General features: G+C 37.8%; 17 protein-coding genes, 1 pseudogene and 1 other annotated feature. All 18 genes and pseudogenes read right to left on the bottom strand.

Features of this window, described 5'->3' with window-relative positions; translation table 11 throughout:
- Positions 1-325: 325 nt before the first annotated feature.
- Positions 326-997 (bottom strand): DNA repair protein RadC, encoded by a 672-nt coding sequence (gene radC / locus ACHZEU_RS20970; RefSeq protein ID WP_175400705.1) that lies wholly within the window; start codon positions 995-997, stop codon positions 326-328.
- Positions 998-1,030: 33 nt separating this feature from the next.
- Positions 1,031-1,624 carry a Maf family protein gene (locus ACHZEU_RS20965; RefSeq protein ID WP_404803730.1) on the bottom strand — a complete coding sequence of 198 codons (594 nt, stop codon included), beginning with the start codon at positions 1,622-1,624 and terminating at the stop codon, positions 1,031-1,033.
- Positions 1,625-1,722: 98 nt separating this feature from the next.
- Positions 1,723-2,367: a hypothetical protein gene (locus ACHZEU_RS20960; protein WP_004226648.1), complete on the bottom strand. Its 645-nt coding sequence runs from the start codon at positions 2,365-2,367 to the stop codon at positions 1,723-1,725.
- Positions 2,368-2,535: 168 nt separating this feature from the next.
- Positions 2,536-3,786, bottom strand: a complete 1,251-nt coding sequence (locus ACHZEU_RS20955; protein WP_404803729.1) for a bifunctional folylpolyglutamate synthase/dihydrofolate synthase — start codon at positions 3,784-3,786, stop codon at positions 2,536-2,538.
- Positions 3,783-5,063: a bifunctional folylpolyglutamate synthase/dihydrofolate synthase gene (locus ACHZEU_RS20950; protein ID WP_404803728.1), complete on the bottom strand. Its 1,281-nt coding sequence runs from the start codon at positions 5,061-5,063 to the stop codon at positions 3,783-3,785. Before ACHZEU_RS20950 ends, ACHZEU_RS20955 begins: the two co-directional genes overlap by 4 nt.
- Before the next feature lie 134 nt (positions 5,064-5,197).
- On the bottom strand, positions 5,198-5,329 hold the full coding sequence (locus tag ACHZEU_RS20945; protein ID WP_404803727.1) for a hypothetical protein: 132 nt from the start codon (positions 5,327-5,329) through the stop codon (positions 5,198-5,200).
- A gap of 60 nt (positions 5,330-5,389) precedes the next feature.
- Entirely contained in the window at positions 5,390-5,596 is a 207-nt protein-coding gene (locus tag ACHZEU_RS20940; RefSeq protein WP_404803726.1) for a hypothetical protein, read from the bottom strand.
- A gap of 257 nt (positions 5,597-5,853) precedes the next feature.
- A pseudogene (locus ACHZEU_RS20935) lies at positions 5,854-8,499 on the bottom strand (valine--tRNA ligase).
- An 80-nt stretch (positions 8,500-8,579) separates the two neighbouring features.
- Positions 8,580-8,837, bottom strand: a binding site (T-box leader).
- 273 nt (positions 8,838-9,110) lie between these two features.
- Positions 9,111-9,785 (bottom strand): valyl-tRNA synthetase, encoded by a 675-nt coding sequence (locus tag ACHZEU_RS20930; RefSeq protein ID WP_404803725.1) that lies wholly within the window; start codon positions 9,783-9,785, stop codon positions 9,111-9,113.
- Between the two features lie 170 nt (positions 9,786-9,955).
- Positions 9,956-10,402, bottom strand: coding sequence for a CoxG family protein (locus ACHZEU_RS20925; protein WP_048395138.1), 447 nt, complete (start codon positions 10,400-10,402; stop codon positions 9,956-9,958).
- A 546-nt stretch (positions 10,403-10,948) separates the two neighbouring features.
- Positions 10,949-12,241 carry a glutamate-1-semialdehyde 2,1-aminomutase gene (gene hemL / locus ACHZEU_RS20920; protein ID WP_259419348.1) on the bottom strand — a complete coding sequence of 431 codons (1,293 nt, stop codon included), beginning with the start codon at positions 12,239-12,241 and terminating at the stop codon, positions 10,949-10,951.
- A complete protein-coding gene (gene hemB / locus ACHZEU_RS20915) occupies positions 12,242-13,222 on the bottom strand; it encodes a porphobilinogen synthase (RefSeq protein WP_048395134.1) in 981 nt (326 codons plus the stop codon). It abuts the gene before it with no gap.
- Positions 13,219-13,980, bottom strand: a complete 762-nt coding sequence (locus ACHZEU_RS20910) for a uroporphyrinogen-III synthase (RefSeq protein WP_279495632.1) — start codon at positions 13,978-13,980, stop codon at positions 13,219-13,221. The genes hemB and ACHZEU_RS20910 overlap by 4 nt, the downstream gene beginning before the upstream one ends.
- Complete coding sequence (gene hemC, locus ACHZEU_RS20905; RefSeq protein ID WP_054550018.1) at positions 13,970-14,902, bottom strand: hydroxymethylbilane synthase; 933 nt, start codon at positions 14,900-14,902, stop codon at positions 13,970-13,972. Before hemC ends, ACHZEU_RS20910 begins: the two co-directional genes overlap by 11 nt.
- Positions 14,903-14,920: 18 nt before the next feature.
- Positions 14,921-15,748 carry an inner membrane protein YpjD gene (locus ACHZEU_RS20900; RefSeq protein ID WP_004226624.1) on the bottom strand — a complete coding sequence of 276 codons (828 nt, stop codon included), beginning with the start codon at positions 15,746-15,748 and terminating at the stop codon, positions 14,921-14,923.
- Between the two features lie 182 nt (positions 15,749-15,930).
- Positions 15,931-17,295 (bottom strand): glutamyl-tRNA reductase, encoded by a 1,365-nt coding sequence (gene hemA / locus ACHZEU_RS20895; RefSeq protein ID WP_048395129.1) that lies wholly within the window; start codon positions 17,293-17,295, stop codon positions 15,931-15,933.
- Positions 17,296-17,492: 197 nt separating this feature from the next.
- Positions 17,493-20,411, bottom strand: coding sequence for a VWA domain-containing protein (locus ACHZEU_RS20890; RefSeq protein ID WP_404803724.1), 2,919 nt, complete (start codon positions 20,409-20,411; stop codon positions 17,493-17,495).
- Between the two features lie 18 nt (positions 20,412-20,429).
- Positions 20,430-21,878, bottom strand: coding sequence for an S-layer homology domain-containing protein (locus ACHZEU_RS20885; protein WP_404803723.1), 1,449 nt, complete (start codon positions 21,876-21,878; stop codon positions 20,430-20,432).
- Between the last annotated feature and the right edge of the window lie 72 nt (positions 21,879-21,950).

The raw sequence follows: 21,950 nt of genomic DNA, 5'->3' as shown, positions 1-21,950 counted from the left end.
AAAACGCAAGAATTTGTAGTATCACATACTTCATCTCACAGAAAAGATACTATTTTAATTCCCTCTTAAACTAAAAATAGTACGTATAGATTAGCATATAATTTTTATTCCCATAAGACAATGTGTATCAGGCTACCAATTTTTGTGAAGATAATTGCTTTTCTATGAATACATTAACGTTATGTAAGAAAAAAGGTTCGCCAATATACCACAAAAAAATACAAAAATTTTATGACTGGTTATAATTAAGGTCATTTATAGTAATAGAATCTTCTATACAACAAAATGGATTCATCATAAAAAACTCTGCATATTGTATGCAGAGTTAAAAATATCCTTTTTCCTTTAAACTAATATATTGATGGTCGCCGATGATGACGTGATCAATTAACTCTATCCCTATAATATAGCCTGCTTCAACAATTCGCTTTGTTACTTCAATGTCCTCCGTGCTCGGTGTTGGCACCCCACTTGGATGGTTGTGGGCACATATAATAGAAGCGGCAGACCTTTTGACAGCTTCTCGAAATATTTCTCTAGGATGAACGATGGATGCATTTAAACTGCCAATGAAAATCGTTTGCTTATGAATAATTTGATTTTTTATATTTAAAAAAAGCACAACAAAATGCTCCTGATTAAGCGAGGTCATATCAGGCATTAAGTAAGTTGCTGCATCTTGTGGAGAACGTATTGTGAATTTCTCATCATTATGTTTTTGAGCCAGTCTTCTACCAAGTTCAACAGCAGCCATTAATTGAATGGCTTTCACCTCGCCTATTCCTTTAATAGCCATCATTTCTTCGATGGTTGCATGCTTCAAATGATGGAGTCGTTCAAAAACATTTAACACCCTATTTGCAAGAACAAGCACAGATTCTTCCTTTGTGCCTGTCCTCAATAAAATAGCGAGTAGCTCTTGATTCGATAAACTCTCAGCTCCTTGTCGTAATAGCCGTTCACGGGGACGATCCTCTATATTGACATCTCGTATCATCAAAGTTGGTAAAGCGTCTTCTAGCAAAAATATTCACTCCTTCGCAAATTGGACTATCTGTAGATCCACCAATTKCGAAAACAAAGTTGCAAGTGGTAAACCTACAACATTGTTATAATCWCCTKCAATKCTTTTAACTAATAGTGTACCAATCGTTTGAATGCCATAACCACCCGCTTTATCAAAAGGATCTCCTGAATCTACATAAGCTTCGATTAATTCCTGCGATAGACGGTGGAAAACAACTGTAGTCTCTTCCACAAAGGTCGTTTCCTTTCCATTCGGTTCGATTATAGCGACCGCAGTCATCACACTATGTTTGTTATTTGACAAACGTAATAAGTGAGAAATAGCTTCCTCACGCGTTTTAGGTTTATGTAGTAGCTCTTGATTGTAAACAACGATTGTATCTGCACCAATAATCGTGGCATTAACTGCTTTTTTGGCTACATCACGCGTCTTCAATAAAGCTACTCCTTTTACATAATCCTGCATTGTATGAGCTTGTACACTTGTTTCTTCCACTTCACTTGTCAAGACTTCAAACGGGAGTGCTAGCATGTTAAGCAATTCCTTGCGCCTAGGGGAAGCAGAAGCAAGGACAAGCTTATGATTTGTTTTTAACATTATCTGATCATTCCTCCTTATCCTTATGATACAGAAGAATGCACAATTTGAAAATTTTCAAAAAAACAAGATAATGAAGATTTCATTATTATTTATTGTTAAAACTTCACTTGAAGACACGTATTTTTAGATTGGTAATGTGCAAAAACATGCAGACGAATGATGTTGATATCGTTGGAAATAGTAGAGGCCGCTGCGCCAATGGACTGCCAATCCTCAGGTAGCGTTGAGTCCTTGCCATTTTCCTTAAAATTTAATTTTGCGGCATTTTTATCTGCTAAAGCAGTTGGTAGTTCTGCCAAGGTAGGTTCTTTACAGCTTTCACCACTGACGCTAAATGCCTTTTTAAAGGTTGCGGGGTCCTGTAAAAATTTTAGCTGACTTTCCTCCGTCACCATGCTTGTCCACACATAAAACTTGTCATCAACTTGAACGATCGCGCTCTCTTTTAAGGCAGGATACTCAGCAACAAATGAACTTGCGCTCTCATAGTTTGAATACACGCCAGCTTGGCTTGCATAAAACATCGATGCATTAGATGTATTGGTTGTCTCCCCGGCAGTTGGAATCGTTTCTGTTTGTGATTGATTATTTGCCACTTCACTACCATTTTTCTTTAAAGGTAACTGTGTGCTGGCTTGTAAAACGCCCAGAAAAATTGCTACACCTAATAGACCAACAAATCCACCAATAATCATTGCTCGAAATATTTGTTTTTTCATCACATGACTTACAATTTTCATTCAACTATCACCTCATCCTTCCACCTATCTATGCCAACATCATATGATATTATATGTACATTCCAAAGGGTAAATGCGAATTTATTATTTTTTGATACGGAACTCATTGCAATCCTAAATTTGCAGCCATAAAAAAACTAGGACTCCCTATCAAGAGCCCTAGTTATTTCATTGTTTTAATCTATGACGAACCTCTGTTAATAAATATAACGAGCCTGCTACAATGGTTCTCTGCTGTCTATGTGATTGTGCCTGTATAAAGGATGCATAGTCAAGCAAGGTTGTTTTCGCTGTTGCATGAGAAAGTTTGACCATTTGATGGGCTGGCATTGCTCGTGAATTAGCAAAATCGACGAAGTAAAAGTCATCACTCACCTGCTCTAGAATTCCGAGAATCTGCTCAACATCTTTATCTGCTAGTATGCCAACGACAAATGTTATCTGCTCATTTGGATATTCACACTGAATCGTTTCTATTAATTTTTCAGCACTTGCAGGATTATGCGCACCATCCAATATAACGAAAGGCTTTATTTCTTCAAAGCGTCCCAAAATAGAGGCCTTTTGCACAGCTTGACGAATAGCTGTTTGATCAATAGACACGTCTAATTCTGACGCCACTTCAAAAAATGCTGTAATGGCGAGAGCCATATTGTTTCCCTGATGTGTCCCCTTCATAGAACGATTCAGGTTCGCAATTTGGAAATGCTGTACGTCATTCATATAGCTTTCTCCATCAGTTGTTTGCTTAATGGCAAAATGCTGACCTAATGCAAATAGAGTGGCTTTTTTTCGAACGGCTACTGCATCCACAACTCGCTTCGCCTCATCAGGCAAATCACCAATAATAACTGGACGTTGTTGTTTAATAATACCTGCTTTATGGTGTGCAATGCTTTCAAGCGTATCCCCTAAAAACTTTGTGTGCTCTAAAGCAATACTTGGGATAATAGAGACAATAGGTGTTACCACATTTGTACTATCCAATAAACCACCCATTCCCGCTTCAATCAGCGCAATATCCACCTGCCCATTGACAAAATGTAAAAATGCCACCACCGTCAGCAATTCAAAATCGGTTAGTTTGCCACTCAGCCCAGCCTCATGCATCTGTTGGAAAACTTGATCCATTTCAGCCTCTGTTATAGGTTGACCAGCTATTTGAATTTGGTCATGAACATCAACGATACATGGTGACATAAATTTGCCCACGCGTAAGCCATGTTCTTGTGCAATTGCCTCTAGAAATGTTAACGTAGAGCCTTTGCCATTTGTACCCGCTAAGTGGACAACACGCAAAGTTTGCTCAGGATTACCTAAATATGATAAAGCCTCTTCAATCGCTGTAAGACCTGGTTTAATGATATCATCACTTTTAACCTGCCATTTCTCTTTATAATGATCAAAGTTTGGGATCATCGTCCTTCCTCCTGTAGCCACTGTCGAGCTTGTGCTATAAAGTATAATGAGCCTGTAATGACAACAATATCCTCTTTTTGGCGTTCTTGTAATAGTGTTTGAAGGCTTTTTAGCCATTCTGTATGAACCGTTTTATTTGCATGAGTCGACAACGTCGCTAAGCTTTCAGCAGGCATTGCATTCGGTAGATCTATTTGTGTAAAAGTGATCGAGGTGGCAACAGCATCCATTAGTTCTATGCTGTTAGCATGATCCTTATCTGCTAATGCCGCKTAAATAAAKCKATAATTGTWTCTTGGATAGACATTTTTTAGTGTTTGGATCAGAGCAGCTGTCCCMTCTGAATTATGAGCACCATCTAGCACAATTTGATTCGGCCATTGCTCAAAGCGGCCTGCCCATTGCGCACATTGTAGACCTTGACAAATAGAATCATCAGTAATGACAATTGTCSCCTGCTCACRTAATGTTAGTATGGCTGTGATGGCCAAACTTGCATTATTTATTTGATGTTKACCAGCCATTTTTAATGGTACATCCTTCATCAAGACAGGGTCCTTTTCATATGTAAAATGCTGATMGTCAGTACTTTGCCAACTATTTGTCACCATGAAGTCTTGACCTAAAACATAGCACGTCSCATGTCGTTCCTCTGMMGTAGCTTTAATGACAGCCAATGCCTCCTCATTATGAACACCTACAACAACTGGTATGCCTTCCTTGATGATGCCAGCTTTTTCAGCKGCAACCTTTGCGAAAGTGTCGCCTAAAAAGGCTGTATGCTCTAACGAGATCGTTGTAATAATAGCTAAAAGCGGTGTTACGACATTTGTCGCATCCAAACGCCCTCCAAGCCCTGTCTCAATAAGCGCTATATCTACACCTTCATGTGCAAAATACTGAAACATAATGAGTGTAACTACCTCAAAAAAGCTTGGAAATTCACCATTGTAGTGTTCTTCTATAATTTTCGCAAGTTTATTGAAATAGTAGAGAAATTGCTCATCCGAAATTTGGTGGCCGTTAATGGTCATACGTTCATTAACTCGCTCTAAATGTGGAGACGTAAATGCCCCTACAGTGTAGCCTGCATGTTGAAGCATTTCTCTTAATGCGTTCACCGTAGAACCTTTACCATTTGAACCTGCTACATGGATTACTCTTAGCTTGTTGTGAGGTTCATCTAAATGCCCTAGTACTTCTCGCATAAGGACAAGTGGCGCACGTTTATGATCAACTGCTTTTAATGTAAAAATAAATTTTGTACATTCGTTCATTGTGTTAAACAAAAGAAACACTCCTTCTTACTGCAATATCTTTATTTTAGTACAAGTAACGTTTAATAACATAGCCAAATGACAAAATACAAAAAACACGCAGCTAGCAACTGCGTGTTCGTATTAATATTATTTTAGTGTACTTTGTGAGCACCTAATAAAGCACCCATATTATTTAAAATGGTTTTTGCATCACTATTTAATAATGGATGAACATCTGGGCGTTGCACTAAGTCAAAAGCATTTTTTAACGTTCTTTTTAGCATCGATATATCAAAATCTGAGCAATATTCATTAATTTTTTGGATCGTTAMTAAATCTGTTCACTATAATTTAGTGCTATCCTGTTGGGGATTACTATTTGCTAATATGTGCTTAATCAGGACACGGCCACTTGTATTCAATAAACGATAATACTTTGCTTCGGATAATTTTAAGAGATTCGTTTCGATCAATACTCTCGCGCTTACAAAGTCTAATTCATCACATGCTTTGTTGACTTTTGTAATAATGGTTGCAATATTTCCTGACATTCTCAACACCTCCATTGGCTCTTATTTTCTTTACTAATAAAGACTGTCTATCTAAAAAACCATCTATTTAGATTTGGTTTTTCACGGCTAAATAACATGAAATTAGGTTTTGTTTCCTATTAGTTCAGCGCTGCACATCATCTATTAGACCAATTTATTTAAAATAATACTATATATTTTTTCCTAATTCAATGTATATCTTTAGCTCTACATAAAAAAARCAMTGGATGAYTTTTTCGTCATCCATTGCTTCGTCTTTACATATTTTTTAATTCTTCTAAACGTTTTAACACAACTGCATGCTTGCTTTCGTAATCTGCTAATTTCTCACGTTCTGCGTTGACTAACGCTTCCGGTGCTTTCGAGACAAACTTCTCATTCGATAATTTACCTGTAACAAGCTTTACTTCTTTTGCCCATTTCTCTAATTCTTTTTCAAGACGGGCAATTTCTTCCTCAAGATTGATCAGTCCAACAAGAGGCAGGAATACCTGTGCTCCTGTCACAACAGCGGTCATTGACTGTCCTGGGGCCTCTAAACCTTCACCAATTGTTAAAGTGTCAGGATTACAGAATTTTTCTAGATATGCTTGATTATCTTTAAGTACAGCTGCTGTTGCTGCATCTTTCGCTGAAATAAACAACGGTACTTTTTTGCTCATCGGTGTATTTACTTCCGCACGAATATTACGTACTGAACGTATAATATCCATTAGGAGCTTCATATTATCTGCTTCATCAGCAAAATGAAGATCTGTGCGTACTGTTGGCCATGCTGCCACTGTAATAGATTCACCTTCGTGTGGTAAGTGCTGCCAGATTTCTTCTGTAATGAAAGGCATAAATGGATGTAAAAGACGCATTGTTTGATCTAGTACGTAAGCTAAAATAGATCGAGTTGTCTTTTTAGCTGCTTCATCCTCACCGTAAAGTGGTAATTTTGCCATTTCAATATACCAAGAACAGAAATCATCCCAAATGAAATTGTATAATTCACGGCCAACTTCGCCGAATTCATAACGCTCTGCAAGAGAGGTTACKCSTYCWRWSSWYTCATTTAAGCGCGTTAAAATCCATTTGTMAGCTACAGATTTTTCACCAGTTAAATCGATCTCATCATATGTCATACCATCCATATTCATAAGCGCAAAACGTGATGCATTCCAAATCTTATTGGCAAAGTTCCATACTGCTTCAACTTTTTCAGTTGTATAGCGTAAATCTTGACCAGGTGATGAACCAGTAGCTAAGAAGTAGCGTAATGAATCTGCACCGTATTGTTCAATGACATCCATTGGATCAACACCATTGCCAAGTGATTTACTCATTTTACGCCCTTCACCATCACGTACTAAACCATGAATTAGCACATCTTTAAATGGACGTTGATCTGTAAACTCAAGGCCTTGGAAAATCATTCGAGAAACCCAGAAGAAAATAATATCATAGCCTGTTACTAATGTATTTGTTGGATAGTAACGTTTATATTCTTCATTTGCTTCATCTGGCCAACCCATAGTAGAAAACGGCCATAGTGCTGAAGAGAACCATGTATCTAGTACATCTTCATCTTGCGTCCAGTTTTCTGCATCTGCTGGGGCTTCTTTACCTACGTATATTTCGCCTGTTTCATTATGGTACCAGGCTGGGATTTGATGGCCCCACCATAATTGACGAGAAATACACCAATCGCGTATATTCTCCATCCAGCGGGAATATGTGTTTTCAAAACGAGCAGGAACAAAGTTTACTTTCCCTTCTTCGTCCTTTTGCAGCTCTAGGGAAGCATCAGCAAGTGGTTGCATTTTAACGAACCATTGTGCTGAAAGATATGGCTCAACAACAGCACCAGAACGTTCAGAGTGTCCTACTGAATGCATATGCTCTTCAATGCGAATTAACACACCTGCTTCTTGTAAATCAGCAACAATTTGCTTGCGGCATTCGAAGCGATCCATTCCTTTATATTTGCCAGCAAGATCATTCATTGTGCCGTCTTCATTCATTACTAGAATGCGCTCTAGATTATGACGATTACCAACTTCAAAGTCGTTCGGATCATGGGCTGGTGTCATTTTTACAACCCCAGTACCAAATTCCATATCAACGTACTCATCAGCAACAATTGGAATTTCGCGACCTACAATCGGTAAAATAACGTTTTTACCAATTAAGTGCTGGTAACGCTCATCGTTCGGGTGAACAGCTACCCCAGAGTCACCAAGCATGGTTTCGGGACGTGTTGTAGCAACTTCTACATAGCCAGAGCCATCAGCTAATGGATATTTCATATGATAGAAGGCACCTTGCACATCCTGATAAATTACCTCGATATCAGATAATGCTGTTTTTSCTVCTGRGTCCCAGTTGATAATACGTTVACCACGATAAATTAAACCTTTTTCATATAACTGAACAAAAACTGTTTTTACGGCATCTGAAAGACCTTTGTCTAATGTGAAACGTTCACGTGTATAATCTAATCCAAGACCAAGCTTTGCCCATTGATCACGAATATGTCCAGCATACTCTTCTTTCCATTCCCATGTTTTTTCGAGGAATTTTTCACGTCCTAAATCATAACGTGTAATATTATCCTCACGCAGCTTGGCTTCTACTTTTGCCTGKGTTGCTATACCAGCATGGTCCATACCTGGCAACCATAGGGCATCATAGCCTTGCATGCGTTTCATACGAATGAGAATATCTTGCAATGTTGTATCCCAAGCATGACCAAGGTGTAATTTACCTGTTACGTTCGGTGGTGGAATAACGATTGAATAGGGCTTTTTCCCACTTTCAGGCTGTGCCTCGAAGAACTTCCCTTGTAACCACCATTCATAGCGACCAGCTTCAATGGACTGTGGGTCATATTTAGTTGGCATTGAAATGTTTTCTGTCATATTGACTCCTCCTATTGTTTGAAAACTGTTGGTAAAGAAATACTATTTATTTTTTACCCAATAAAAAAACTCCTCTCGTCTAAAAGGACGAAGGAGTTTTAGTTCGCGGTACCACCTTTAATTCCAGCAGGGTTAAGATAAATATTAAATAACATATTTTCTCAGCCTATTCTACTGGCTCTCAATTCGGTAACGGTGTTTAACCGGCTTTAACTACTATTAGTTCACTAAAGCTGCTCAAGGGCTACCTTCAATTTCGTACAAATAGAAACTTCTCAGCTACCGTTTCCTCTCTGAAAATGTAGTCAAAATTTACTCTTCCCTATCATAGCATCTGTATTTGATTTTCCTTATTGTACCGCAGGATCGTGTCATTTTTCAAGTGATTTAGTCATCTTTTAGTAAGAGGAAAGTAAATAGAAAAGGAAGTGACAATTCAAATGCGACGACGCAAGTATAACCCTTGGCTTTTACCACCTTGGCTACGACAAGTTCGTTTTTATTGCAGAACCATCATCGTGCCGATTTGTGCTTTTCAGTTTATCCGTGTCATTATTGTGCCAACATCAGGTGATTTAGTCTTCTTATTACTCCTGCTTCTTCTCTGCTATTTACTTTTGAAAGACATCATTTGAAACACGAACTTTAAGCGGTGTATATTCTTCTGTTAGATCCCAAATCATAGAAKGCACTTCATGCCAAGTACTGGATTCGCGTACAACAATATGGCTTGAGGATTCTCTTAATACAGCTTTTTGGTCAACTGTTGTAGAATTCTCTTGGCGTGAAGCTGCTGCTACTGCGGCWGGTTGTTTCACTTGAAYAYTTTCTTCAATTGCAGCCAATGTCTCCTCTTGTTCGAAAGCATGTGTTGATAGGTGCGGATTGTCTAACACATCTTTTTCAACAACAGGTTCATATTCATTGAAAGCACTTGTGACTGTCCACTCAAGCTGACACATCTGATTTGTTAGACTAGGGCGAATATCCTTGACCATTAAATCTTTGACATCTGATTCTTTTGGTAAATCCACATGTAAAGGAACGGCATACTCAAAATAACCAGTATCTCCTTGAATATCAAGGGCATCAATTGTAATTAAATCTTCATTTTCCGCAAATGCTTGCATATCTTGAAAATCAAAGCGAACGTGTGCGGTGATATGATAGATGCCCATAAGTCGCAAAGAATCCTCTAACTGCATTGCCTGCCACTGTGGCTTAATTTGAACAGCTGCTATTTCAGTTGGGCAGCCATATCCAGGAAAACAAAATGTTTCGCGCATATTCCAAGTTTTGTGTTCGATAATAATCCCTCCCTTTGCATCATATGACGATTTGAAGGATAGTATGCTAGGATGTTGCCATTTGAACAGAGTTAAAAATAGATACTACTAAAAAAATGGCATGCTAGAAGTAATAGTCTAGCATGCCATTCCCATGGATGTTCGTATCATTAAACATTTACTAATTTAATTTTATTAGCTACACGATCTGTTAGCATTTGTGTTGCCTTTGGTACGATCGGTTTAAAAATTGGATTGAGAACAGGGCCAGCTAACCCGCCTGCAATGACTTCTAAGAATCCTGTCATTTTAGTATTTTCAGCGTCGATACTTTCTGCGAGGAAATAGCCATTTCCTGTGAAGTTATCAGAAAGCCCCTTTAATTCAAATGTAACTTTTGATGGTGCTATCCATTCTAAGATTGTAATTTCTACTTCAACTGTTTTTTTCAAAACGCCAACATTGCCTTTAAAAGTCCAAGTGGAGTGTTTCTCATCAATCATTTCATGTGCATTATAACCAGGGACAAGCTTTGCCCATTTTTCCATATCACTAACGAAATCCCATACATGTTCAATCCCTACGGGTACTTCGACCGTGTGTGTGCCTGTTGCCATATCAATTCACTACTTTCTTTTATGAATAGCTATATTATAAACGATATCGCCCACAATTTGGCTATGCTGAAAGATGTAATTTTGACAAAAGCAGGTCCTTCATCCAGTATAGTTGAGCGTACTTACTAGTAAATATATGCTATTGTTCCTTTTTACTCATGTATTCCTCAAGCACTATAATGCCTTCTGCTTAATCCATTAAAAAAGGTAATGTCAATGGGATATAAAGCAATTTTACAAAGCGAGGGTTTATTCCATTCCGCTAGCATCCTTTCCAGGGGGGCGTTCGTGAGTGACAACACCTCTAAATAAAATGAGTAGTGAACACTTTTACTTTATTTGAAAATCTTGCTATTAAGAAACATTTTTATGGGGTGGGGTGGAAGGTGCTTGAATCCCATGGGATAGCTAAAGAGGTGAGCCATAGGAAAGCAAGTAGCCTACAACGGAAACCATTTTCCCCTTTCGCAAAAATTCTAGTGATGGTTTTGTTTTTCAACAGCAGAAGAGCATGCTAGAAATAATTCTAGCATGCTCTATCAAATTTTATTGCGCTAATTGCGCAAATACTTTATGGAATGCTGCCACTGTTGTCGCAATGTGCTCTTCCGTGTGAGCTGTTGAGATGAATAGTCCCTCAAATTGAGAAGGAGGTAAGAAAATACCTTCCTCTGCCATTAGACGGAAATATTCAGCGAATAATTGTAAATCTGATGTTTTAGCAGAAGCAAAATCAATGACATCTTCATTCGTGAAGAAGAAGCCAATCATAGAGCCTGCACGATTAACAGTGTGCGGGATATTATATTTAGTTGCTGCTTCACGGAAACCAGCCTCAAGCTGATCCCCTAATTTTTTAAAGTAATCATACGTACCATGGTCTAAACGGGATAACGTTTCATAACCAGCTGTCATCGCTAACGGATTCCCCGATAATGTTCCTGCTTGATAAATTGGTCCAGCTGGTGCTACTTGCTCCATAATTTCTTTTTTCCCAGCGAATGCGCCTACAGGGAGACCACCTCCGATGACTTTACCTAAAGTAGTCATATCAGGCGTTACCCCAAAATACCCTTGTGCACAGCCATAATCTACGCGGAAACCTGTCATGACTTCGTCAAAGATTAATAATGCACGGTGCTCTGAAGTAAGTGCACGCAAACCTTCTAAGAAACCTGGTTGTGGAGGTACAACACCCATATTTCCTGCTACTGGCTCCACAATGACTGCAGCTAACTCTGTGCCAAATTTCTCAAAAATCACTTTTGCCCCTTCTAAATCATTATAGGCAACTGTCAACGTATTGCGGGCGATATCTGCAGGTACGCCAGGGCTATCAGGTAGGCCTAATGTGGCAACACCAGAACCAGCTTTAATCAATAAGGAGTCACCGTGACCATGATAAGACCCTTCAAACTTTAAGATCTTATCACGTCCTGTCACACCACGTGCTACACGTAATGCAGACATAGTAGCCTCTGTTCCAGAAGAAACAAAGCGAATCATTTCCATTCCTGGTAAACGGTCTAATACTAATTGAGCTAAGCGATTTTCTGTATAGCTTGGAGCACCGAAGGAAGAACCCTTCGCAGCTGTATCTGCAATTGCTTTCACTACCTCTGGATGTGTATGTCCTAAAATTAACGGACCCCAAGACAATACATAATCAATATATTCATTGCCATCAATGTCTTTAATGATTGCCCCATGGCCAGATTCCATGAAAATCGGGTCCATATTTACTGATTTAAATGCACGTACTGGGCTACTTACACCGCCCGGCATTAATTGAACAGCTTCAGCATAGGCTTGTTTTGATTTTTCGTAAGAACGTGTCATTTATTTCTCCTCCAACCAACGTGCAGCATCTTTTGCATGATACGTAATGATTAAATCAGAGCCTGCACGTTTCATGCCTAATAATGTTTCAAGCACAACTTTTTTCTCTTCAATCCAACCATTTATAGCAGCCGCTTTAATCATTGCATATTCACCTGAAACGTTATACGCAACAAGCGGTAATGGATAGTTATTTTTCATGTCTCGAATAATATCTAAATAGCTAAGGGCAGGCTTGACAATTAGGAAATCTGCGCCCTCTTCGATATCTGACTCCGCTTCACGGAATGCCTCTAGACGATTTGATGGATCCATTTGGTAGGATTTACGATCACCAAATTGCGGAGCACCATCTGCAGCATCACGGAAAGGTCCATAGTAACTGGATGCATATTTGACTGCATAGGACATAATCGGGATATGTTCAAAACCAGCTTCATCCAGACCAGCGCGAATTGCCGTTACAAAGCCATCCATCATATTTGATGGAGCAATGATATCAGCGCCAGCTTTTGCTTGTGATATCGCCGTGCGAGCTAAAACATCTAATGAAGGATCATTCAAAATTTGATCGCCCTCAATTAAGCCACAATGTCCATGATCCGTAAATTCACATAAGCATGTATCCGCGATGACTAACAACTCAGGATGACGTGTTTTAATGAGTCGAGTCGCTTCTTGCACAATGCCATGATCATGAAATGCACCTGTTCCAACCGCATCCTTTTCAGCTGGCAAGCCAAATAAAATAACTGCAGGAATACCTAATGCTACAACCTCATCCACCTCTGCCTCTAGTTTATCTAATGAAAATTGAAAAACGCCAGGCATTGAATGTACTTCATTTTTAATATTTTCGCCTTCTATTACAAAAATAGGATAGATCAGGTCCTCTTTATGTAAGTATGTTTCTTTTACCATTGATCTCATCGTTGCATTGGCACGCAAACGACGGTGTCTTTGAAATTGTAGTTTTGTCATGATTTGTCCCCTACTTTCATAATTTCTTCGATGACTGCTTGCATTGTATAAACGCTTGGCATAATATCCACAGTAGCACCGTATTGTTCAAGAGCTGCTTCCGTAATATGACCGATGGCTGCAATGCGAGCTGCTTCCCAGCCAATATGTGGAACAACTTCCATTGCATACACGTCAACTGCTGAAGGACTAGCAAAAATCACTGTAACATTTTGATGTTGCTGGATGTAACTGACAATAACAGATGTTTGATCATGTCGTTCTATCGTTTCATAGACTGTCCATTCTTTTAATTCAAAAGGCAATCCATCCTTCAGCGTACTTTTCGCCTTTTCTCCTCGAATAAACAGACATCTCGGTTGATCACCCGCTACACTCGGAAATTCTTTAACGAAAATATCAGCACTAAATATGGAAGGCATAAAGCTCACTTGAAATCCTAAATTTTCTAATGCTGTTGTTGTTTTAGATCCAATGGAAGCTATTTTTCCTTTGAAATGACTTGCATTAAATTGATGTCGAAGCATTTTACTAGCAAAAGCTTCTACAGCATTTTGACTAGTAAAAATCAACCAATCATATTGCTTAGCGCGGTTCAATAGTTCAGGATCCTTGCTATCTAATCGTTCACAAGTTTCAATTAATGGGGCTACGATGGCATGTCCACCTAAAGCTGTTATATTTTCGACAATGGTTGTTGTCTTAGATGTGCCTGTTAAAAGTATGGTTTTACCCTTTAGAGGTAAATTACTGGGCATCTTGCTCTGCCTTTACACGCTGAATTAAATCGAAAGCTCCCTGTTTTGTTAAACTAGCAGCTAGTTCTTCTCCAATTTTTTGTGCATCTGTGCCAACTACTGTTTCCTTATACACAACAGATGCATCTGGAGCAGCAACAAGGCCTGTTAATGTAATTTCTTCCCCATTTGAAGTGGCATAACCAGCAATCGGAACTTGACAACCACCATCCATTGCAGCTAAAAATGCACGTTCTGCATGTGCTTCTTGCCAAGTGAATGAATCAGTCAACTTACCTAATTCGGCTAAAAGCTCCGCATCATCGGCACGACATTCAATGCCAAGAGAACCTTGCGCTACAGCTGGTAGACATTGTTCGACAGGTAAAAACTCAGTGACTACATCATCACTCCACCCAAGGCGTTTCAAACCAGCCGCTGCTAAAATAATGGCATCATATTCTTCTGTTTCAAGCTTAGCTAAGCGTGTATCAACATTTCCACGAATCCATTTAATTTCGATATCAGGACGTACTGTTAAAAGCTGAGCACTACGACGTAAAGAACTTGTCCCAACGACTGCTCCCGCAGGAAGGTCAGCAAATTTAACATGCTCTTTCGAAATAAATGCATCACGAGCATCTTCACGTGGTGGAATACAACCAATCACTAGCCCATCTGGCAATACAGCAGGCATATCTTTCATAGAATGAACAGCAAAGTCAATTTCTTTATCGTAAAGGGCTTGTTCAATTTCTTTTACAAACAACCCTTTCCCACCTACTTTTGAAAGCTGTACATCTAAAATTTGGTCACCTTTTGTTACAATCTCTTTTACTTCAAATTCGAATGGTGCACCAGCCGCTTTTAATTCATTAATGAACCAATTTGTTTGCGTTAGCGCTAATTTACTTCTCCTAGAACCTACAATAATTTTTCTCAACAGTCTCCAACCTTTCTTCTAATACCATAAATGGAATCGCGATAAACTACTACCTAAGAAGAAGTTTACAACAACTAATAGATAGGCATAAATATGTACCCATGCATAAGTTGTACCTGTCAGCTTGCTTTTGCGATTCACATATAGGATAAAACAATACAAAATTAAAATAATGAAGGACCCTATGATTTTCGCATCGAAAATCGAAAGACTCTCTAATGTTAATAGTGCCCATTCAAACCCTAATATTAAACTTATAAATAACATCGGAATTCCAATGAAAAATGAAATATTCATCCAGCTGCTTGTCTGCTGCAAGGAAGGCAATCTAGTCCATAAATGCGACCACTTTTTCTTTTTCAGCAATCGATATAGAACGAGATACAAAATGGCAAACACAAATGTTAATGTAAAAGCTGCATAAGACAATATTGCAAATGATATATGAATAAAAAGCATCTCTGAAATTAAAGTATCCCCGACAGCTCCTGTAGGACGTTTCGGCATAAAAGTAAATATACTAGCGAATAAAAATCCTAGTATATTAATAATAAACACAGGTAAATCCACCCTTGCTATGCAATGAAGGATAATGGATAACGTCACGAGTAACCAGGAATAAAAAAGTATTCCCTCAGACAAGGATAAAATCGGAAAACGCTTCGTTTCCACAAACGTTAAAATGATAATGGCACTTTGAATCATCCATACAAATGAAACAAGCCAAAAAGCAATGCGTCTTGCACGTACTTGCTTATAAAAATAATCAGTAAAGTAAAAAACTAGACTGATCGCATACAAGACGATCATCACTTCATAGAGCCTCGTCATGGTCAAATCAGCCAATAGACATCCCTTCTTTGTCGTGAAATTAATAAACTATTTTAGCATAGAAAACAAAAAAACGTTTTCGTATCCTTAGTTTACCATACAGATACGAAAACGCCTCATGTAATATCAGTAGAAAATCCAATTGCGCGTAACACCCATGTACAATCACAGCTTTCTACGTGAGCGCAATAGATAATTTAGAAAGAGTACTTTGGTTCAGTAGAAGTCTGAGATACCTGTGCGCGTTCTTTGCGCTCAAGCTCTTGCTTTGTCATCTCATGAACTTCAGCTTCCACAGCATCCTCTATACCAAAAATTTGTTGGAATAAACGTAACTGTTCATTTGCTTTTGGAGAATTAGCCATTTCTTTAGCTTGCAAGATTGGCTCTTTTAACAATTGATTGATAATAGATTTTGTATGTTTGCTTAAAATTTTACGTTCACGTTCCGTTAAATCTGGCATTTTATTTTCGATACTTGTCATAGTCTCTTGTTGAATACGATTTGCTTTTTTACGTAATGCTGAGATGACTGGCACTACCCCAAGAGTAGCTACCCAGTCTTTAAATTGCACAACTTCTTCGCCAATCATATTAGTAATATCAGCAGCAGCACGTTCACGCTCTGCTAAGTTCGCTTCGACAATACCTTGTAAATCATCAATATCATATAGGAATACATTTGGTAGGTCGCCAACTCGTGGGTCAATATCACGAGGAACCGCTATATCTACCATGAATAATGGTTTTCCTTTACGTAAACGTTCCACAAATTGCATTAGCTCGTAATCAATAACATAATCAGTAGCACCTGTTGAAGTAATTAAAATATCCGCTTCTAACAAAGAACATTGTAATTCCTTCATTGATTTAGCTTCACCATGGAATTTAGCTGCTAAGCTTTCTGCTTTTTCAAATGTACGGTTAATGACAGTAACTTTCCCTACACCACTACCGTAAAGGTTCTCAATTGCAAGTTCCCCCATTTTTCCTGCACCTAAAATAGCTACATGCTTGCGTTGTAATGAGCCAAAAATTTTCTTTGCTAATTCTACGGCCGCATAGGAAACGGATACCGCATTCTCACCAATCGCTGTTTCATTATGAGCACGCTTTGCAAATGTTACTGCTTGTTTAAATAGCTGATTGTATACCGTTCCTGTTGTGCCAATCTCTTGTCCACTTAAAAAGCTTTTTTTTACTTGCCCTAAAATTTGTGTTTCACCTAGAACCATTGAATCGATTCCAGCTGTCACTTTAAATAAATGTTCGACTGCCTCATCTTCTTCACGAATCGTTAAATACGAAGAAAATGTCTCCACAGGCAAATCAAACCAGTTGGCTAAAAATTGTTTCACAAAATGACGTCCAGTATGCAATTGATCCACAACAGCATATATTTCTGTACGATTACATGTCGAAACAATTACGTTCTCTAATATACTTTTTTGCTTTTGCAGCGCTTCCATTGCTTGTGGCAGTTCACTCTCAATGAATGATAACTTCTCACGTATTTCAACAGGCGCTGTTTTATAATTCAAGCCTACTACGATGGTATGCATGAATAACACCTCACACGTTCTAATTCACAAATCTCATTATAGCACAGTTCGACAAGAGTTCATCAATAATTTGTGAACATGTCATGAAGAACTGCAATTCGTCATCTACATTAGAATTATTATAAACTAAGTGTAACAAATTATACGTGTTGTTTCAAATTAAAAAACTGCCCCCATTATCGGAGGCAGTTTTCTCATTAATTTGTTATTGTAACAGTCTTTATTGCAATCATATTTCCATCTTTATCGTATGCTATAAACTCAATCTCATCATTGACTTTAAAGTCCTGCATAGTTTGAACAGTTTTTGTTAACATATACACTTGATCACTACGCTTTTGCAAATCAAACTGGACATCTCCACTGATTGAATTAAAACGTACATTCATCTTCGCAACGTTTTGACAGTTACCATCAACTCGAGCACTCATTGTAATATAACCTTTTCGTAGCGAAACACTTGTCTCTTCAAATAAATCTTCTGGGTTGATACAGCTTGAAGCTTGCGTTTTACATAAAATTGTATCAATTAACTTCTGGAAGACTTGATGCAATTGCAAATTATCAATTGCATGGAAGTACGTTCCGCCCGTTTCTGAAGATAATTGCATTAAAGTAGCGTCATTTACTTGTGATTTTTTGCCCATACTTACTGTGTATACTTTGACACCTTGCTTTTTCGCTTCATTTATAACTTTTGTCATTTTTGATTTACTCGTTTTACCATCAGATACAACGACAATCGCTTTGGATGTTTTCGAATCGTTCGAGAATTTTGTTAAAGCAATATCGATGCCTGCAAAAATATCGGTTGCACCCTTATCTTTCGATGCTTTATAAAGATCTTTTTTCAACACATTTTCTGTTGTACCTTCTCCAAGTACTGTCGCTTTTGTATTGGTTTCAATGACTATGTTATTTTTAGCCTTTAATTGATTGATTAGTTCAATCATTTTCTTCCCACGATAATTTGTTGGATCAACAGCCTTCATGGAAGAAGAATAATCCACTACATAAGCAATTTCTGTTGCTAAAGAACAAGAGTTTTTACTGAAGTATGGATTCGTAAAAATATCTTTCGTCACTGTTTTATCTTTTAAACCCTTCAAGGACGTTGCATAGCGAGGGTCTATTGGATTGACAAGTCTTGCTTCCACTTTAGATTTGCCATATATAACTGAATCAAAGTAGGCTACAGCAGTACCTGGATTCCCTGTGTTATTTAATGGATCAGAAGTGTTCGTAATGAATGAAGCTGTTTTTTCTACTCCGTCATACTTAATTTTGACTGTTCCTTGATAATCTGTAATAGGCTCTCCACCAGGACGCACTAAAGTCACCATTACTTTTGTATAACGATCTTTTCCTGAAGGTCTTGATGCAGCATCCGCACTTTCCTTTAGGGCCTCTACTCGTTTTTTAAACGCCTCTACTTGTCCAAGTAATTTACCTCCTTGGTATTTTAATAAAACCGKSCGGTMMTMGTTWYTTAAGTTTGTGAAGATCGAATAAATCTTCATAACACTATCATAATGTTCTAATGTTAAATCTTTTTCATCTGGCATTTCTTTCATAAGCTGAATAATGGCGCCGACTGGATTAATGTTCTCTACCTGTGAGGCAATATCATCATCTATGCCCTGAACGCGATAAATAGGACGACCATCGTCAGCAATTAAATACATTATTTCCGTTTTAGCTGGCGTTGTAACAGAGTTCTCAAAACGTGTCTTTAAAAGTTCCTCAAATAAGTGAACAGAAATATCATAGTTTTCAAATTGAAGAATAGCATTTTCATAACCTAATGCCGGATATTTAGGATCAGMTCCACCGTAACGCAAATAGATGTTTTGCACATTCCCTAAAACGTCCGTCACATTTGTTTGCTGCCCAATACTAAATAATTTTTTATCTGAATTAGCATTTAGAGGAACTGGGCTATAAACATCAATTAAGTTTTGCGTAAAGAACTCTGGAATATCTTCACTTTTTGGAAATTCAGGAATCACGCTCCCATTATCATCTGTATTTGCTGGGTCGTATACTTGGTAATCAATACGCAATTCAGGCTGTGGTGCATAACGCACTTCTGCGTTTAGTTTCTCACCAACAAGACACTTCATTGCTGGGTCCGTATTATTAATCAGCTCAAAAGTTATTGTATCACGTACTGATTTAGTTAATTTTGGTGCTACCACTATAGCAGATACCGTTGAACCATCCGATTGGACAATGTCAACTGCTTCACCTGAAGTATCAACAATATTTCCGTAGGATGCCTTCACGCGGAATGAATAAGATTTATCATCAGCGATAGGATCACCATTACAAGCCTTTAAAGACACTGTAACTAGTGTGGTATCTACATTATTTGCAATTAAATCCGGTTTTTCCACCACGATACTCTGCAATGCATTATTAACATTATTTGGACCAGTAAAATCATTTGAATTATCCTTCGGCTCTTCAAAATCAGCACTACTAGATCCCATAAAACCAGGTGGTAATGTAATGCTATCATTATCACGACCAGCTGGACTACGTTTTAATCCTTGTACTGCKAAAGTACTATTTTGAACAGCACGATAGAAAAATACAGCAACATCACCCCTTGTTAATTTTGTGGATGGATTAAAGCTAGCGAATGTGTTTTTGCCTGTAGAGCTTGTAGATAAATCATTTGAATATAAATATTGAACTGCCTGTGGCTCATCTAAATCTAAGCCTTTAAAAGCCGCGTAAATTTGGGCAAATTGGCCACGTGTTACAGCTTTTGTTCGATTCGTATTTACATGTGTACCATTAAATGGTAAATAAAAATCACTGTAGAAATTATAAGCAACACTATCAATATAAGATAAAGCATAGTTACGATCTAGTTTGGCAAACATCAGAACAAGATCGCGATCTGTCACTTGATCATTTGGTAAAAAATTACTTGCACTATTTAAGGACATCAGGTCATTATCAACCGCCCATGAAATAGCTTTATAATTATTGCTATTTGTTGGAACATCTCTAATTGTTGTAGCTGCTTGCGTAACAGTAGGTGTAGCTGTCATCAGTAGAAGCATGAAGCAAAGCATAGCAAGCAATGCTTTTTTTACATATGTCATTTTTGTTCCATCCTTTCTTTAGTTAAAGAACAATATGTCATCACGMTAGTTTTGTTTTAAGTCATCCTCTAAATATTTCAAGAATCGTTCTAAAACAACTGACGCCTCTGCACGCGTTAGCGGTTTATTTGGATTAAAACGACCAGCAGCATCACCAATCATTAAGCCAAGTTCATTCGCTATATAGATGCCATCTCTCGCATAATTTGGAATCTGTTTGTCATCTGTAAATTTAGTTAAGTAACCAGGATCAGGTGCTCTATTTTCAAGTCCTAAGGCACGGACAAAGATAGTTGCAGCCTGTGCGCGATTAATAGCATTATCTGGCTTAAAGTAGTCAGCTGATACACCTTTGATTATCCCTTTATTTAACGCTGATTCAATATAACCGTAATCTTTGATAGAACGCTTCAAGTCTTTAAAAACACTTGTAGTAGGTGTCTTTTTTGATTTCTTTTCTTCAAACACACGTAAATCAACAGCTTTACCAATAGCCGTCGTAAAATCAATACGTTTCATTGGTGTATTAGGAGAAAAGAAGTTACTTGAATCTGAGTAAATACCTAGAGAATAAAGTTTTTCAATTGCTTCTTTCGCATAATGGGTTGTTAAATCTCTGAATTTAGGAATGATAAGACGTTCAATTGTCGGCATGTACTCTGTATCTAAATCAAGTGTACCTTTTTGTCCTGAAGATAGGTCGTATGTATATTCAGAAATAACATCCTTTTCACTTACGACTGCATATCCACCTTCAAAACTCCCTAAGCTACCGAGATTTTCCTCATAATTTAAAACACGTGATTTACTTGTAGATAAACGATTTTTCACATGACTTGTTTTACCATCACTATAAGAATAAACAGATTCCGTGATTTGAGTTTCTGTCGCACCCCAGAAGTTCTCATAGCCTGCATGTCGACTATCTGTTTCAATTGTTACTGTGTTTTGAACAGCATTTTTTCCTTTTCCTGTTTCAAAAGCATAGGTTTTTCTAGAAATAATATTTCCTGAGTAATAATCAGAGGCTGCACGATTATCAGTAACTGTTCCTTGTGAAAATTGATAATCGACTAAGGAATAAGTAATAGCGCCAATTGTGATTTTTTCAGTGTATTTCTTCACTTCACCATTGGATGTTTTTTGACCAAGAACTGCATAATCCACTACATCTGATTCATAGGCAATATTTCTTGTCAATGTTGCGCCATTGCTTGCTGTTAACTTCATGCTATACGTTTCAGTTAATTTACCTTTTGATTCTTTTTGAGCAATTTTAATATCTTTACTTGTCCCTTTAAAAATAACAGGTGTCCCTGAAAGGAACACAGCTTCTTCATATGTATATTCGTTTTTTACAGCACCTGTTGTTTCTAATGAAGCGGCTGATGCATTGAATGGAATAGTTGTTCCAATCAAAAAGACAGCAAGGACTAGAAACATTATTTTAGATAATTTTTTTTGCATTCGCTTTTCCTCTCTTTCACTGTGCATTTGCGTGCATAATGAAGCTTGTTTCTAATATAACTAAAAAATCTG

The sequence above is a fragment of the Lysinibacillus sp. S1 genome, from assembly GCF_044986265.1.
Lineage (GTDB): Bacteria > Bacillota > Bacilli > Bacillales_A > Planococcaceae > Lysinibacillus > Lysinibacillus capsici.
The sequence above is the reverse complement of the archived record's forward strand: the minus strand, read 5'-3'. Positions and strand labels throughout refer to the sequence as shown.

Excerpts from the sequence above, each read along its gene's own strand:
- ACHZEU_RS20925 (WP_048395138.1), bottom strand. The coding sequence starts at position 10,402 with ATGGCAACAGGCACACACACGGTCGAAGTACCCGTAGGGATTGAACAT.
- hemB (WP_048395134.1), bottom strand. The coding sequence starts at position 13,222 with ATGACAAAACTACAATTTCAAAGACACCGTCGTTTGCGTGCCAATGCA.
- ACHZEU_RS20940 (WP_404803726.1), bottom strand. The coding sequence starts at position 5,596 with ATGTCAGGAAATATTGCAACCATTATTACAAAAGTCAACAAAGCATGT.
- hemA (WP_048395129.1), bottom strand. The coding sequence starts at position 17,295 with ATGCATACCATCGTAGTAGGCTTGAATTATAAAACAGCGCCTGTTGAA.
- hemL (WP_259419348.1), bottom strand. The coding sequence starts at position 12,241 with ATGACACGTTCTTACGAAAAATCAAAACAAGCCTATGCTGAAGCTGTT.
- ACHZEU_RS20955 (WP_404803729.1), bottom strand. The coding sequence starts at position 3,786 with ATGATCCCAAACTTTGATCATTATAAAGAGAAATGGCAGGTTAAAAGT.
- ACHZEU_RS20960 (WP_004226648.1), bottom strand. The coding sequence starts at position 2,367 with ATGAAAATTGTAAGTCATGTGATGAAAAAACAAATATTTCGAGCAATG.
- ACHZEU_RS20945 (WP_404803727.1), bottom strand. The coding sequence starts at position 5,329 with ATGCTAAAAAGAACGTTAAAAAATGCTTTTGACTTAGTGCAACGCCCA.
- radC (WP_175400705.1), bottom strand. The coding sequence starts at position 997 with ATGATACGAGATGTCAATATAGAGGATCGTCCCCGTGAACGGCTATTA.
- ACHZEU_RS20910 (WP_279495632.1), bottom strand. The coding sequence starts at position 13,980 with ATGCCCAGTAATTTACCTCTAAAGGGTAAAACCATACTTTTAACAGGC.